The sequence below is a fragment of the Mycobacterium neglectum genome, from assembly GCF_002591975.1.
GTDB classification, from domain to species: domain Bacteria; phylum Actinomycetota; class Actinomycetes; order Mycobacteriales; family Mycobacteriaceae; genus Mycobacterium; species Mycobacterium neglectum.
In genome coordinates, this window is record NZ_NVQE01000001.1 from 1 (window position 1) to 14,810 (window position 14,810).

Here is a 14,810-nt window from a genome sequence, read left to right on the forward strand (position 1 = left end):
ACCACTGACGCTGATGCGCCTGCCCACGTTGGCGCACACATCGACGTTGGGCGCTATCGGTGCGTAGTACGGCGGTGGTGGCGGCGGGGGTAGTGCGTCGTTGAGGTAGGACAGGGGGTCACTGCACCCGGTGACGTCGACGAACCTGCCACCGATGGATCCGCACAGCGTCGCGTCAGCGGTGGGTGTCCCCACGTTCACCAATCCGCCCGCGAACAACACTGCCGCGGCACACAGCCAGATCTTGCGCACGTATGGCTCCTTCAAAAGGGCTGCCGTCGTACAGGACGCAGCGGAATGACGATTGTCGCAGTTCCCGCGGCCGCGTGATGGGAAAGGGCTCGGAAGGGTTCAGAAAGGACCCGAAAAAGACGCGCCAGACGACCGGTCGCGGCGCCCCGCGCGCAAAAATGCTTTGCTGCGTGGTAGACGTCGGAACGCTTCACCGCCCTGCGACACCCTGCGCGTGCCGCCCCGGCCGCTCGGGGACCGCATACCGGACCATCGGGTGCCGAGATCGCGGCTCACGACACACCTCCATGCCCGAAAGTCCATAGCTGCGATGAAGAAAAGGGCTTATCCCTTCGACCCGCGTCCGCAGCTGGGGCCGCCTGGTGTTCGCTGGGCGGATAGTGACAAACGCTTCGCTGACGATTCTGCGCAAATTGCCAGGCTCGACTACTTCCGTCGGGAACCACTTCCCGCTATGTTTGCTGTGACGTAACGGTGTGCCGGGGGACCTTCGAGGTGGGCGCCGCCAAGTCGGACCCGACTTCTCGAACCTGGGGATGAATCATGGCTGCACACGTCACCCGTCCTACCCGCACCCGGGCTTTTCACTTCGCGCTCGCGCGGTGATAGGGGTTCGACTCGCCCGCATCGCGTTGACGGTGGGGGTGGCACTGCTGGGCAGCATCGCGATCGGCAATACGCCGGCCCATGCGGCCGATGTATGGCAACCGAAGACACCACCGCTGTCGACCAGGTGGACCCAGTTGGTCGGACCCAACAACGCGCTGCCTGAGTATCCGCGCCCGCAGCTGTCGCGAACGAAGTGGCTGAACCTCAATGGCTTATGGGGTTACACCGGCCGGCCCGCCAAGGCCGGGGCGACCGCGCCGCCCCCGAAGGACGCCTATCGCGAGCAGATTCTCGTCCCCTTCCCCACCGAGTCCGCGCTGTCCGGACTCCAGCGCCACGACGATCAAATGTGGTACCGCAAGGTGTTTGAGGTTCCCGAAGACTGGGACAGCCAGCATGTGCTGCTCCACTTCGGCGCCGTCGACCAGATCGCTACCGTCTGGGTGAACAACAAGCAGGTGGCGCGTCACGAGGGCGGTTATACCGAGTTCAGCGCGGACATCACCAGCGCACTGCGACCGTCGGGACCGCAGGAGCTGACGGTGCGCGTCGAGGACCGCAATGAAAAGGGCGCCTTCGCCGTCGGCAAGCAGCGCTACAACCCCGCCGGACTCTTCTACACCGGGGCGTCGGGCATCTGGCAGACCGTGTGGATGGAACCGGTGCCCGCCGCGCACATCGACAAGCTCGACGTCACGCCCGACCTGGCCAGTTTCACTGTGACGCCCCGCGTTTCGGGCACGAACGATCAGCGCACCGAGGTGGTCGTCTCCAAGCCGGGCGGCGAGGTCGTGGCGCGTGCGTCGGGAAAGCCGGGTGCGACTCTGCGCCTCCTGGTGCCGTCCCCGCATCTGTGGACACCCGAGGATCCATATCTGTACGACCTGACCGCCAGACTGGTGAGCAGGTCCGGCCAGGTGGTCGACGAGGTTTCCAGCTATGGGGGCCTACGCACGATCGGCACGGTGAAAGACGCGCAGGGCCGGTCGCGAATCGCGCTCAACGGCAAGATCACGTTCCTGCACGGCCCACTCGACCAGGGCTATTGGCCCGATGGGATCTACACGGCCCCCACCGACGCGGCACTGAAGTTCGACCTCGAGCAGATCAAGGCGCTCGGAATGAACTTCGTGCGCAAGCACGCCAAGGTCGAACCTGCGCGGTGGTATTACTGGACCGACAAGCTCGGACTCCTGGTGTGGCAGGACATGCCGTCGCTGGACGTGTCACTCGACATCCCGACAGGGCCGGCTCCGACACCGCGTCGCGATGCGCAGGCGCATTTCGAAAACGAGCTCTCCGAATTGGTCCATCAGCTGAGCAGCGTCACATCGATCGTCGGCTGGGTGCCGTTCAACGAGGGCTGGGGCGAGTACGACACAGCCAGAATCGCCAGAGCGGTGAAGGCCGAAGACCCCACGCGCATGGTGGTGCCGAACAGCGGGGCGAACTGTTGTAAATCGCGTGGCGACAGCAGGGCCGGCGACATCTTCGACGACCACACGTATGTGGGCCCCGGCCGACCGGTGGTTCGCGACGGCCGGGTGACTGTCGACGGTGAGTACGGCGGGCTCGGCCTGATCGAGGAGGGCAATCGCTGGCCCGGCCCGCCCATGGCCTACGAGATGACCGACACCAAGGCGCGGCTGACCGAACGCTACGTAGAGGTCAGCCTGCACCTCGAGAGGATCGTGCACGAGGTCGGCCTGTCGGGCGCCATCTACACCCAGACGACCGATGTCGAGAACGAGGTCAACGGCTACATGACCTACGACCGGCAGATCATGAAGCTCGACCTCCCGGTGGTGGCGGGGCGAAATCGCGCGGTCATCGCCGCGGGGTCACGCTAGCGATCGTCGGCTGACGAACGCACGGCGTTCACCCGAGTACGGATCGTCGAACTCGAGACTGTGCGCAATCAGTTGCAGGGGTTGGGAAAAGTCGTCGGGCGCCACGTCGATGACGTTCGGGTACAACGTGTCCCCGGTGATCGGTATCCCGAGCGCGGCCATGTGCACTCGCAGCTGATGCGTTCGCCCGGTGCGGGGCGTCAACCGGTACACGCCGTCTCCGATGTGCTCAACCCGTGTCTCGGCATTCGGCTCGCCTGGCTCCTCGAACGCCTGTAACTGTCCGCGCCGCTTGATGATCCGGCTGGACAATACCCTCGGCAGCTCGATGTCCGGATTCACACCCGCGCGCGCGAGATACGTCTTGTGGACCAGGCTCCGCGCGAACATGGTCTGATATGCGCCGCGCACCTCACGTCGCGTCGTGAACAGCAGCACGCCGGCCGTCAGTCGGTCGAGCCGGTGCGCCGGAGACAATGTGGGCATGTCCAGTTGACGTCGCAGTCGCACCAGCGCCGTCTGCGCGACGTGGCCACCCCGGGGCATTGTCGCCAGGAAGTGCGGCTTGTCGACCACGATGATGTCGTCGTCGCGATGCAGGATCGGCATGTCGAAGGGGACCGGAACTTCTTCGCGCAACTCGCGATAAAGGTAGACGAAGGCGCCGGGCGGCAAGACCGTCGCAGCGCCGACGACGCTGCCGTCGGAGGTCACCACCTCGCCGTCGAGCACCTTGGCCGCGGCACCTTCGCCGAAACGGTCGGCCAACTCGACCAGCACGGCGCCGCCACGCAAGCGCACGCGCGCCGGGCCGAGTCCGTCGCGCACCGGTAAGGGCGCCGCACGCCTCCCCCGCGGCGCGGCACGCATCAATTGAGTGGCACCGGTTCGAGGATCTCTGCACGCGCCTCCGGCGCGGCGGCCCGCAGCGCATCGGCGGATTCGTCGTCGGGTTCCTGCTGCGAGCGCACCTCGGCCTCGACGCGCGCCAAGTACGTCGAAACCTCGCGGTCGACGTCTTCTTCACTCCAACCCAGCACGGGTGCAACCACTTCGGCCACTTCACGTGCGCAGTCCACACCGCGGTGCGGGTACTCGATGGAGATCCGCATGCGCCGGGCCAGGATGTCCTCCAGGTGCAGCGCACCCTCGGCCGCCACCGCGTAGTGCGCCTCTACCTTCAGGTAAACCGGCGCCTCGGTGATCGGTGTGAGCAGTTCCGGCCTGCCTTCAGCCATCTGCAGGACCTCGCCGATCAGTGATCCGTACCGGTCGAGCAAGTGCCGCACCCGATACGGATGCAGTCCGTAATGCACGCCGACGCTTTGGGTCTGGTTGATCAGCGCGAAATAGCCGTCAGCACCCATCAACGGCACCTTTTCGGTGATGGACGGGGCGACCCGGGCTGGAACGTACTCGGCCGCGGCGTCGATCGCATCTTCGGCCATCACCCGATAGGTGGTGTACTTGCCGCCGGCGATCGCCACCAGGCCAGGCGCGGGAACCGCCACCGCATGCTCGCGCGACAGCTTGGAGGTCTCCTCGCTCTCACCTGCCAGCAGCGGACGCAGACCGGCGTAGACCCCGTCGATATCGTCGTGGGTCAGCGGCGTCGCCAGCACCGTGTTGACCGTTTCGAGGATGTAGTCGATATCCGCCTTGGTCGCCGCCGGATGGGCCAAGTCGAGGTTCCAGTCGGTGTCGGTGGTGCCGATGATCCAATGCGTGCCCCAGGGTATGACGAACAGCACCGATTGCTCGGTGCGCAGGATGATCGCCACCTCGCTCACAATGCGGTCGCGGGGGACGACGATGTGTACCCCCTTGGACGCCCGCACCCGAAATCGCCCGCGCTGCTTGGACAACGCCTGGATCTCGTCGGTCCACACACCGGTGGCGTTGACCACCACGTGTCCGCGCACCTCGGTCACGCGGCCGTTTTCGGAGTCACGCACCTCCACCCCGACGACCCGGTCACCCTCGCGCAGCAGCGACACCACTTGCGTCGACGTCCGCACCACCGCGCCGTAGTGCGCCGCGGTCCGCGCGACAGTCATGGTGTGGCGCGCGTCGTCGACAACGGTGTCGTAGTAGCGAATACCGCCGATCAGCGACGACCGCTTCAGCCCCGGCGCCAGCCGCAGTGCACCAGACTTGGTCAGATGCTTTTGCGGTGGAACGGATTTCGACCCGCCGAGTTGGTCGTAAAGAAAGATTCCCGCCGCCACATAAGGCCGCTCCCACACCCGGTTGGTCAGTGGGAACAGAAACGGAAGCGGTTTGACGAGATGCGGAGCCAAGGTGGTGAGCGAGAGTTCCCGTTCGTGAAGCGCCTCGCGAACCAGCCCGAACTCCAACTGCTCGAGGTAGCGCAGGCCGCCGTGAAACATTTTCGACGAGCGACTCGACGTGCCGGACGCGAAGTCGCGCGCCTCGACGAGCGCTACCTTGAGACCGCGCGTCGCCGCATCCAGAGCAGCGCCCGCGCCGACCACCCCGCCGCCGACGACGACCACGTCGAACTGCTCGCTGCCGAGCCGCTCCCAGGCCTCTGCCCGTTGCTCCGGGCTCAGCAGTGTCTGCCCGTTCGCGGGGATCGGGTCGCTCACCGGAAATAGCTCCTAGTTACTGGTCGGTACGTTCACCGTGTCCCAGGTTACGTGGAGTCAGTCCAGATCGTCGTGCGCCATCAATCTTCGCGCCGCCTCCACGATCGATCCGGACAACGAGGGGTACACCGACAGCGTCTGGGCCAGGTCGGTGACCGAGAGGTTGTTCTGCACCGCCAGGGCGATGGGCAGGATGAGTTCCGAGGCGATGGGGGCGACCACGACACCGCCGATCACGACGCCGGTGGCGGGGCGGCAGAAGATCTTCACGAAGCCCAGGCGGAGCAGCGACATCTTGGCTCTCGCGTTGGTGTTGAGCGGCAGCGTGAGCGTGCGGGCGGGCACATTGCCGCTGTCGATGGCCGTCTGCGGCACCCCGACCGCGGCGATCTCCGGCCTGGTGAACACTGCCGCCGAAACGGTGCGCAACCGGATCGGCGTCACCCCCTCGCCCAACGCGTGATACATCGCGATGCGCCCCTGCATCGCGGCCACCGAGGCCAGTGGCAGCAGACCCGTGCAGTCTCCAGCCGCATAGATTCCCGACGCCGACGTGCGCGACACCCGGTCGACCTTGAGGTAGTTACCCGCGGACAGCTCGATGCCGACATTCTCCAGTCCCAGCCCCGCCGTGTTGGGCACCGAGCCGACGGTCATCAGCGCATGGCTGCCCTCGACGGTTCTCCCGTCGGCCATGGTCACCAGCACGCCGTCGGCGGTCCGGGTCACCGAGTCGGCCCTGGCGTTCTTGACCAGCTTCACGCCGCGGTCGGCGAACGCCTCCTCGAGCACCGCCGCCGCGTCGCGGTCCTCGTGCGGCAGGATCTGGTCGCGGCTGGCCACCACGGTGACGGGCACACCGAGTTCGGTGTAGGCGTTGCAAAACTCGGCTCCGGTGACGCCGGACCCGACGATGATGAGGTGTTGCGGCAGTTCGGTGAGGTCATAGAGCTGACGCCAGTTCAGGATCCGCTCGCCGTCGGGCTTGGCATTCGGCAGCACTCGCGGACTGGCTCCGGTCGCGATCAGCACGACGTCTGCCTTGAGCGTGCCGACCCTGCCGCCGGCGGTGGTGACCTTCACTCGGTGGTGGGCCATGCCGGAGGTGTCGTCGACCAGCTCACCGTGGCCGTGAACCACGGTGGCGCCCTCTCGCAGCAGCTGGTGGCCGATGTCGGTCGATTGCGATTTCGCCAGCGTCTTGACGCGGTTGTGGATCTGGTCCAGTGAGATTTTGGCGTCCTCGATCGCGATGTCGAACCCGAGACCTGAGGCACGTCGCAGCTCGGTGCGTACGCCGGTGGAGGCGATGAACGTCTTGGACGGGACACAGTCCCACAGCACGCATGCACCCCCGATCCCGTCGGAGTCGACCACGGTGACCTCGGCGACCTCGGGTCCGCGGGCGGCGGCTACCAGAGCAGCCTCGTAGCCGGCGGGACCGCCGCCGATGATGACGATGCGTGTTGCCACGACCTCAACGCTAGCCAAGCCGGTGGTTGATCGCCCAGCCTGTCGACGAAGCCGGTGGAAGAAGCCAGCCGGAAAAGCTTTAGAGTTTCCTGGTGCCGCTGTACGCCGCCTACGGATCCAACATGCATCCAGAGCAGATGTTGGAGCGGGCGCCCCACTCGCCGATGGCCGGAACTGGGTGGCTGCACGGCTGGCGGCTGACGTTCGGCGGCGAGGACATCGGCTGGGAAGGTGCGCTGGCCACTGTCGTCGAAGATCCTGCGGCGAGCGTGTTCGTCGTGCTCTACGACATGACCAAAGAGGACGAGGCCAACCTCGACCGCTGGGAGGGCTCAGAGCTCGGCATCCACAAGAAGATCCGATGCCGGGTGCACCGCACCTCGTCGGACACCAGCTTCGAGCCGGTGCTGGCGTGGCTGTACGTGGTTGACGCGTGGGAGGGTGGGCTGCCGTCCGCGCGCTATATCGGCGTGATGGCCGACGCCGCTGAGATCGCCGGTGCACCGCAGGAGTATGTACACAGCCTGCGCACCCGACCGGCCCGCAACATCGGTCCGGGCACCTAGCCGCGCGAGAGCCTGTTCAGTTTCCACAGCGGATACCCGCGCTCGATTACCGCTGCACGCACGAGATACACGATGACCTTCGGATTGACCGAGTCAGTGGCACGGATCATCGTCCACCCTTGTCGCACAACGATATCCGGTGTAACGGTGCTGAATTCGACACCAACCATCGGGGCTTCGTACGCCATCGCGATCACCGCAGTGGCTTCTCCATCGGTGACTGCGAATCGAGTCTTAGGCGCGGGAAGACCGGCGTCGATGAGGGCCAGGCGAACCATAGTCTCCTGCGGCGACTGCGACCCACCGTCCATGAGGCGGAGGGCACCGACCGCGCGCCGCCAATGTCGTGAGCTCTGATATCGATTGACCAGCGACTGTGCAGCCGAAGCCGTGACACCCGTTGTCGCGGAGAGCGCGTCCAGGTAGGCGACGGCGAGGTCGCGAGGGTGGTGTCTGGCAAGGTCAAACGCTGTCCGCGCCGGTGTCGTGACGGGGATGCCGGCGATGTCGCTGATCTCGTCGGATTCGATCCGCTCCCTTCGGGCGACGATTCCCTGCGGCGGATGGCTATTGCGGGAGATCACTTCCACATCTGCGAGTTCGTCGACCCATCGCGCGCCGTGCAGAGCCGCCGCGGCGAGACCCGCGACCACTGCTCGGCGACCAGACCACAGCCACGCGCCGACGGCGCGCTGCGACAGCGACGGCACCGCTTCGGCGCGCATGTAGACGTCGGGAAACATGGCCCGGTAGTTCCACCGCAGTTCCGCGCGGCTGAGCACGCCGCGCACCAGCGCTTCACTGCCGATGAAGACGTCTTCCATACCGCGATGCTGGCCGGGCGCACTGACAAATTGCGTCCTACAACCGAGAGTGAACTCAGGGTTGTGGATGCTCGACAACAGCCCTGGATTCACTCTCGCCCATAGGACCGACCACGACGTAATGGTGGACGGCGGCGAAGCGGCTCTTCCAGTCCTAGACCTGCGCCGCCTGGTCGATGATGTTGACCAGGAACCGCACACCCACTGCCATCGCACGTTCGTCGATGTCGAACGTCGGCTGATGCAGGTCCAGCTGCGGCCCGCGCCCCGACCACACCCCCAGTCGCGCCATCGCGCCAGGCACCTCCTCGAGGTACCACGAGAAATCTTCGCCGCCACCGGACTGGCGGGTGTCGCACAACACCTCGGGACCGATCGCCTCGATGGCATGGGTGACGATGCGCGTCGAGATCTCCTCGTTCACCACTGGCGGCACTCCGCGCCGGTACTGCAGGCTGTGCTCGATGTTCAGCGGCGCCAGCAGCGATGTGATCGCCTCGCGCACGATGTCTTCGAGGGTCTCCCAGGTATCGCGGCTTGCGGTGCGGATGGTCCCCGCCAGCGTTCCCGTCTGCGGTATCGCGTTCGCCGCGATGCCGGAATTCACTGCGCCCCAAACCATCACGGTGCTGTTGCGCGGATCGATGCGCCGAGAAAGGATCCCAGGCACGCCGGTGATCAAGGTGCCGATCCCGTACACCAGGTCGCCGGTGAGATGCGGTCGCGAGGTGTGCCCGCCTGGCGAGTGCAGTGTCACCTCGAGTTGATCGGCGGCCGAGGTGATCGGCCCGGGCCGGACCGCAACCTTGCCGACGGCCAGCCGCGGATCGCAATGCAGTGCGAAGATTCGCGACACCCCCGTCAGGGCTCCCGCCGCGATGGCATCGATCGCACCGCCGGGCATCAGCTCCTCGGCCGCCTGGAAGACCAGCCGCACGCCGACGGGCAGCTGCGGCACCGACGCCAGCGCAAGGGCGGTTCCCAACAGCATCGAGGTGTGCGCGTCGTGACCACAGGCGTGCGCCACATTGGGGACCACCGATTGGTAGGGCGCCCCCGTCCGTTCGGCCATCGGCAGCGCGTCCATATCGGCGCGCAACGCGATCCTCGGCCCGTGCTCCGGACCGAAATCACACGTCAGGCCGGTGCCCCCGGGCAACACCTTGGGATTGAGGCCGGCATCGGCCAGACGCGATGCGACGAACTGTGTGGTGGCGAACTCCTGGCGGCCCAGCTCAGGGTGGGCGTGCAGATGGCGGCGCCACTGGACCATCTCGGCGTAATGGACGTCCAGCCACAGTTCAGTGGCGTCGTGCAGACTCATGCCGCCCGCCTCGCCTTCAGCTCCATTACTCGGTCCCGCTGCGCCGGCGTCTCGGCGAGCCCGACCACCGTGCGAGCCAACATGATTGCACCTTCGATCACGGCCGTGTCGGCTCCCGGTCCGGCGGCAGCCGCGGCGAACGCCGGCTGATGCACCGACGCGCCACCGGCGTCGATCCCGACGATCGGATGGATACCGGGCATTATCTGGGTGACGTTGCCCATGTCAGTGCTGCCCAGCGGAAACGCCCCCTCCATCTCGGCCGGCAGTGGCGATCGGCCGATCCGCACCATTTCGTCGCGGAATCGGTCGGCCAGCCACGAGTCGGGAGTCAGCTCGTCATAAGCCGGCTCGGTCTCGGACACCGTGTAGTCGCAGCCGGTGGCCACCGCGCCCGCGAGGAAGCAGTCGGACATCCGCTTTTCGAGTTCGCGCAGCGACGGTGCGTCGTTGGCCCTCATCGTGTAATGCATCTCGGCGCTGCCCGGAATGATGTTGGTGGCTTGGCCGCCGTCGGTGACGATGCCGTGCGTCATCTGGCCCGGCGCCAGCTGCTGGCGCAGCAGCCCGATCGCGACTTGCGCGACGGTGATCGCGTCGGCGGCGTTGATCCCTAGGTGCGGTGCCACGGCCGCGTGTGACTCCCTGCCGCGATAGCCGACCGCGACCTGTGACAGTGCCAGTGACCGGGCGGCCGCGATGTCCAGCGGGCCGGGGTGCAGCATCACGGTGACGGCGATGTCGTCAAACGCTCCCGCGTTGAGTAGCAACACTTTTCCGCCGCCGGCTTCCTCGGCAGGAGTTCCGAGCAGAACCACCGTCAGCCCCAGTTCATCGGCCACCTCGGCGAGCGCCAATGCGGTGCCGACCGCCGACGCGGCGATGATGTTGTGACCGCAGGCGTGTCCGATGCCGGGCAGTGCGTCGTATTCGGCGCAGATCCCGACGACCAGCGGGCCGCTGCCGAAGTCGGCCCGGAAGGCGGTGTCCAGGCCGCCGAGCGCCTTGGTGACCGCGAAACCGCGGGCGGCGACCAGCTCCTGGGTCTTCGCGCAGCTGCGGTATTCGGCGAAAGCAAGTTCGGGTTCGGCGTGAATCGAGTGCGAAAGCTCGACCAAATCACCACGGCGTCGATTGACGGCGTCCTCGACGCAACTCGACGCGGTGACGGTGGGCATCCCCGAAGTATCTCACTGCCCCAGCGCGTGCCGTTTCGACGGCTAAGCTGCCCACCGTGACGACGCCGGATGCGGAAGCTGGGCAGTCGGCAATCGAGATCCGGCAGCGCACCGGCGTCGATCAACACGACGTCGCGATTGTGCTGGGTTCGGGCTGGGCGCCAGCGGTCGACGAACTCGGTGATCCGGTGGCGGTGGTGCCGATGGCCGAGTTGACCGGCTTCACCCCACCCGCAGCGGCGGGACACGGTGGCGAGATCTTGTCGTTGCGCGTCGGCGACCATCGGGTGCTGGTGTTCGTCGGCAGGATCCACGCCTACGAAGGCCACGAACTCCGCCATGTCGTTCATCCCGTCCGTACCGCATGTGCGGCCGGTGCGCGCACCATCGTCCTGACCAACGCCGCAGGCAGCCTGCGCGAGGACCTCGCCGTCGGCCAGCCGGTCCTGATCAGCGACCACCTGAACCTAACCGGCCGGTCGCCGCTGGTCGGAGCGCATTTCGTCGATATGGTCGACGCCTATTCTCCGCGGCTGCGCGCGGTGGCCCGCGAGATCGACCCTGGATTGGCCGATGGCGTCTACGCCGGACTGAACGGACCGCAGTACGAGACGCCGGCGGAGATCCGGATGCTGCGGACGCTGGGTGCCGATCTCGTCGGCATGTCGACGGTGCACGAAACTGTCGCGGCGCGCGCCGCGGGCGCACAGGTGCTGGGGGTGTCCCTGGTGACCAACCTTGCGGCGGGAATGACCGGTCAGCCGCTGAGCCACGACGAGGTGTTGGCGGCGGGCCGTCAGTCCGCGACGCGCATGGGCTCCCTGCTCGCCGGGGTCATCTCCCGGCTCTGACGGCCGAACCGCCCGCTCACCCAGACCATGCTGCGGGCCAGCAGCGGCGCGGCGAACAGCATCAACAGGATCCGCACCACCTGCGCGGCGATGATGAACGTGACGTTGGACCCCGTCTCGACGGCGGTGGCCAGCACGGCGTAGACGCCACCGGGGCTGGTGGCGAGGTAGCCATCCAGAAGGCTGACTCCCGCGACGTGAGACAACAGGACACCCAGGCCGGCCGTCGCGATGCTGAGCGCGGCGATCAGGCCGATGGCCGTCGGCAGCATGCGCGCGACCGCACGCATCGAATCGCGGGTGAACGCCAGCCCGGCCTGCCACCCGATCAGCGCGTAGCCGACCTGAACGAGCACCATCGGGACCGACAGCCCGAACGAAAGGCCGGTGACCTCAAGCAGCACCGTCAACGCCAGCGGCCCCAGCAGACCCGCGCCGGGCAGATGGATCCACCGGCCGACGGTAGCCCCGACCACGACCAGGGCGATGAGCATGCCGATACTCAGATACCAAGGAGCTGAATCGGATTGGGCCAGCACGGTGTCCGGCCGCGATCTGTCGGCGTGATAGACCAGCGTCACCAGGACGGGCATGGAAGCCGTCACCAACGCGACGCGCAGATACTGCACCACCGACACCACACGATCGTCGCCGCCGAGTTCGCGGGCGATCGCGACCAACCCTGAAGCACCTCCCGCAACCAGCGCCAGCGAGCCCGTAAGCGGGGTGACGTCGCGGTGCATCGACAGCAGTGCACCGGCCATGACACTGAGCAGCAGGGTGGCGACGGCGACCGCCACGACGATCGGCCAGTGCGGGCCGAGCGCGTCGACTGCATCCTGGTGGACCATCGTGCCGATGTAGACGCCGAGCACGCCCTGCGCGGCGACGCCGGCCGGACGGGGCACCTGCGCGGGCGCCAGCGACATGAGAGCCAGCGCCACGCCGACGGCCAGCGCGGCGAACAGCGCGGCGGACGGTACGCCGATCAGGGTCAGCGGATAGGTGACACCGGCCGTCACCACGACCAGCAGGCACCACTTCCGCAACCGTCTCATCACCATTGATTACAAGTATCCTCTTACTATGTTCGGCATGCAACTTGCACCTTAGGCACGTGACTATCGATATTTACCAAGGTATAACTTGTATATGGATCAAGCCGAACCAATCCGCAGGTCGGCGGCCACCGAGCTGCGGGAGTCGATCGTCGCCGTCAACCAGCAGATGCGCCGGCACCGGCCCGACCACGGCCTGACGCTCAGCCAGATGCAACTGCTCGGCGAAGTGAGCCGTGCCGGCATCACCACGCCTGCCGAGCTCGGCGCACGGTTGGGCGTTCGAGTGCAGTCGCTGACGGACAGCATCAATGCGTTGGAGGGCCGGGACCTGATCGCACGCAGGCCCGACGAAATCGATCGCCGTCGCCAACTCATCGAGATCACCGCTGCGGGCACCGAACTGCTTGAAGCCGACCGCGCGGAACGGGACGCGTGGTTGCACACGACCATGCGCGACAACCTGTCGGAGCTCGAGTTCGACCTCGTGATGCTCGTCGCGCCGGTGCTGCGCAAGCTGGCGTACACCGACTCCACATAAGCCGACTCAAAACTGGGCACACTATCCGGATGAAAGCGCGAGATTGGACTTCGACCGCCGCGCAAGAATGGATCGCTCACGATCCCGATCCGAAGACCGCCGCCGAACTTCTCGAATGCACCGGAGCCGATCTCTACGAACGGTTCGCCCATCCCCTGACATTCGGTACCGCTGGGCTGCGTGGGCCCCTGCGCGGAGGGCCGAATGGAATGAACCTCGCAGTTGTCCTGCGTGCCTCTTGGGCGCTCGCCAAGGTGCTCAGGGAACGCGGCCTGCACGGCCGCAACGTGGTGGTCGGCCGCGACGCCCGGCACGGCTCGGACGAGTTCGCACTGGCTGCCGCTGAAGTCCTTGCGGCTCAGGGGTTCTCCGTCACGTTGCTGTTCACAGCGGTCCCCACGCCGATAGTCGCATTCGCCGTCCGTCACGGCGGTGCCGTCGCGGGTGTCCAGATCACTGCGTCACACAATCCGCCGACGGACAACGGCTACAAGGTCTACTTCGACGACGGATTCCCGATCGTTCCGCCCGTCGACCACGAGATCGAGCAGGCGATGGCCGACGCACCACACGCCGACCAGATTCGGCGGCAGGTAGTCACCCCCTCCGGGGTCGACGAAGTTCAGCGCTACGTCGAACGCGCAGCCCAGGTTCGCCATACGCACGGCTCGGTGCGGGTGGCGATCACGCCGTTACACGGCGTCGGCGGCGAGTTCGTCCTCGACGCGATGGTGCGCGCCGGGTTCGACGACGTGCACGTTGTCGAGAGCCAATTCGCGCCCGACCCGAACTTCCCCACTGTGGCGCTGCCCAATCCGGAGGAACCCGCCGCTGTGGCCGCCCTGCTGACACTGGCCGCCGACATCGACGCCGACATTGCGGTGGCGCTCGATCCTGACGCGGACCGTTGCGCAGTTGGCATCCCCACACCCGACGGTTGGCGAATGCTTTCGGGCGACGAAACCGGTTGGCTGCTGGGCGATTACATTCTCTCTCAGATCGAGCCCGGTCCCGTCATGGCAGCCACCGTGGTGGCCAGCTCGGTGGTCTCTTCGCGAATGCTTGCCGCTATCGCAGCCGAGCACGGCGCGCGCCACGTGGAGACATTGACCGGGTTCAAATGGTTGTCGCGCGCCGACATCGACCTGCCGGCCTGCACCCTGGTTTACGCATACGAAGAGGCGATCGGGCATTGTGTCGATCCCGCAGCCGTCCGCGACAAGGACGGCATCAGCGCCGCAGTGCTCGTGTGTGATCTGGCTGTCGCGCTGCGACACCGTGGCTTCACCCTGCTCGATGCGCTCGACGATCTGGCTCGCCGCCACGGTGTGCACACCACGACCGCCGTGTCACGACAGGTCGCGGATGCCGAGGAGGCACAGTCGGTGATGAACCGGCTTCGCACGGCGCCACCGGACACACTTGCCGGATTCGGCGCGACGGTCACCGATCTGCGGAACGTGACCGGCCCGCTGCACACCGACGCGGTGGTCCTGTCGGGCGGCGACGGCGAAACCATGGTCCGCGTGGTGGTGCGGCCGTCGGGAACGGAGCCAAAGGTCAAGTCCTACATCGAGGTTCGTTGCAACAACGTGCCGGACGTAGGCAAGACGCGCGCACACGCCACGATGTTGATGACACAGCTCGAGGAGGACGCGCGGCGGTGGTGACGCTG

General features: G+C 66.6%; 13 protein-coding genes. 5 read left to right on the forward strand and 8 right to left on the reverse strand.

Features of this window, described 5'->3' with window-relative positions; all coding sequences use genetic code 11:
• Positions 1–252: RNA-binding protein (locus CSQ99_RS00005; protein WP_099037001.1), on the reverse strand; the 252-nt coding region annotated here is incomplete at its 3' end.
• 536 nt (positions 253–788) lie between these two features.
• Between CSQ99_RS00005 and CSQ99_RS00010 the strand changes: the two genes are divergently transcribed.
• On the forward strand, positions 789–2,711 hold the full coding sequence (locus tag CSQ99_RS00010) for a glycoside hydrolase family 2 protein (protein ID WP_245908612.1): 1,923 nt from the start codon (positions 789–791) through the stop codon (positions 2,709–2,711).
• On the opposite strand, the gene CSQ99_RS00015 is transcribed toward CSQ99_RS00010, so the two are convergent.
• From CSQ99_RS00015 to CSQ99_RS00025, 3 genes are read right to left on the reverse strand one after another with little or no spacing between them, the layout of a single operon-like run.
• Positions 2,703–3,581, reverse strand: a complete 879-nt coding sequence (locus tag CSQ99_RS00015; RefSeq protein WP_099037003.1) for a pseudouridine synthase — start codon at positions 3,579–3,581, stop codon at positions 2,703–2,705. The two genes, CSQ99_RS00010 and CSQ99_RS00015, sit on opposite strands and share 9 nt — an antisense overlap.
• Positions 3,581–5,320 (reverse strand): glycerol-3-phosphate dehydrogenase, encoded by a 1,740-nt coding sequence (gene glpD / locus CSQ99_RS00020; protein WP_099037004.1) that lies wholly within the window; start codon positions 5,318–5,320, stop codon positions 3,581–3,583. Before glpD ends, CSQ99_RS00015 begins: the two co-directional genes overlap by 1 nt.
• A gap of 57 nt (positions 5,321–5,377) precedes the next feature.
• Positions 5,378–6,793: an NAD(P)H-quinone dehydrogenase gene (locus tag CSQ99_RS00025; protein ID WP_099037005.1), complete on the reverse strand. Its 1,416-nt coding sequence runs from the start codon at positions 6,791–6,793 to the stop codon at positions 5,378–5,380.
• Between the two features lie 92 nt (positions 6,794–6,885).
• Here CSQ99_RS00025 and CSQ99_RS00030 point away from each other — a divergent pair, with 92 nt between their 5' ends.
• On the forward strand, positions 6,886–7,359 hold the full coding sequence (locus CSQ99_RS00030) for a gamma-glutamylcyclotransferase family protein (protein ID WP_099037006.1): 474 nt from the start codon (positions 6,886–6,888) through the stop codon (positions 7,357–7,359).
• Here CSQ99_RS00030 and CSQ99_RS00035 read toward each other — a convergent pair.
• From CSQ99_RS00035 to CSQ99_RS00045, 3 genes are all read right to left on the reverse strand, one after another.
• The gene (locus CSQ99_RS00035; RefSeq protein WP_099037007.1) at positions 7,356–8,183 is read right to left on the reverse strand and encodes a hypothetical protein; all 828 of its coding nucleotides are present in this window, start codon (positions 8,181–8,183) and stop codon (positions 7,356–7,358) included. The genes CSQ99_RS00030 and CSQ99_RS00035 overlap by 4 nt on opposite strands.
• Before the next feature lie 154 nt (positions 8,184–8,337).
• Positions 8,338–9,507 carry a M20 family metallopeptidase gene (locus CSQ99_RS00040; RefSeq protein WP_099037008.1) on the reverse strand — a complete coding sequence of 390 codons (1,170 nt, stop codon included), beginning with the start codon at positions 9,505–9,507 and terminating at the stop codon, positions 8,338–8,340.
• On the reverse strand, positions 9,504–10,685 hold the full coding sequence (locus CSQ99_RS00045; protein ID WP_099037009.1) for a M20 family metallopeptidase: 1,182 nt from the start codon (positions 10,683–10,685) through the stop codon (positions 9,504–9,506). The genes CSQ99_RS00040 and CSQ99_RS00045 overlap by 4 nt, the downstream gene beginning before the upstream one ends.
• A 47-nt stretch (positions 10,686–10,732) precedes the next feature.
• On the opposite strand from CSQ99_RS00045, the gene CSQ99_RS00050 reads away from it, so the two are divergent.
• Positions 10,733–11,536, forward strand: coding sequence for a purine-nucleoside phosphorylase (locus tag CSQ99_RS00050; protein ID WP_425437750.1), 804 nt, complete (start codon positions 10,733–10,735; stop codon positions 11,534–11,536).
• Here CSQ99_RS00050 and CSQ99_RS00055 read toward each other — a convergent pair.
• Positions 11,482–12,600 carry an AbrB family transcriptional regulator gene (locus tag CSQ99_RS00055; RefSeq protein WP_176560795.1) on the reverse strand — a complete coding sequence of 373 codons (1,119 nt, stop codon included), beginning with the start codon at positions 12,598–12,600 and terminating at the stop codon, positions 11,482–11,484. The genes CSQ99_RS00050 and CSQ99_RS00055 overlap by 55 nt on opposite strands.
• 88 nt (positions 12,601–12,688) lie before the next feature.
• On the opposite strand from CSQ99_RS00055, the gene CSQ99_RS00060 reads away from it, so the two are divergent.
• On the forward strand, positions 12,689–13,135 hold the full coding sequence (locus CSQ99_RS00060; protein ID WP_099037011.1) for a MarR family winged helix-turn-helix transcriptional regulator: 447 nt from the start codon (positions 12,689–12,691) through the stop codon (positions 13,133–13,135).
• Between the two features lie 29 nt (positions 13,136–13,164).
• Complete coding sequence (locus tag CSQ99_RS00065; protein ID WP_099037012.1) at positions 13,165–14,805, forward strand: phospho-sugar mutase; 1,641 nt, start codon at positions 13,165–13,167, stop codon at positions 14,803–14,805.
• Positions 14,806–14,810 lie beyond the last annotated feature (5 nt).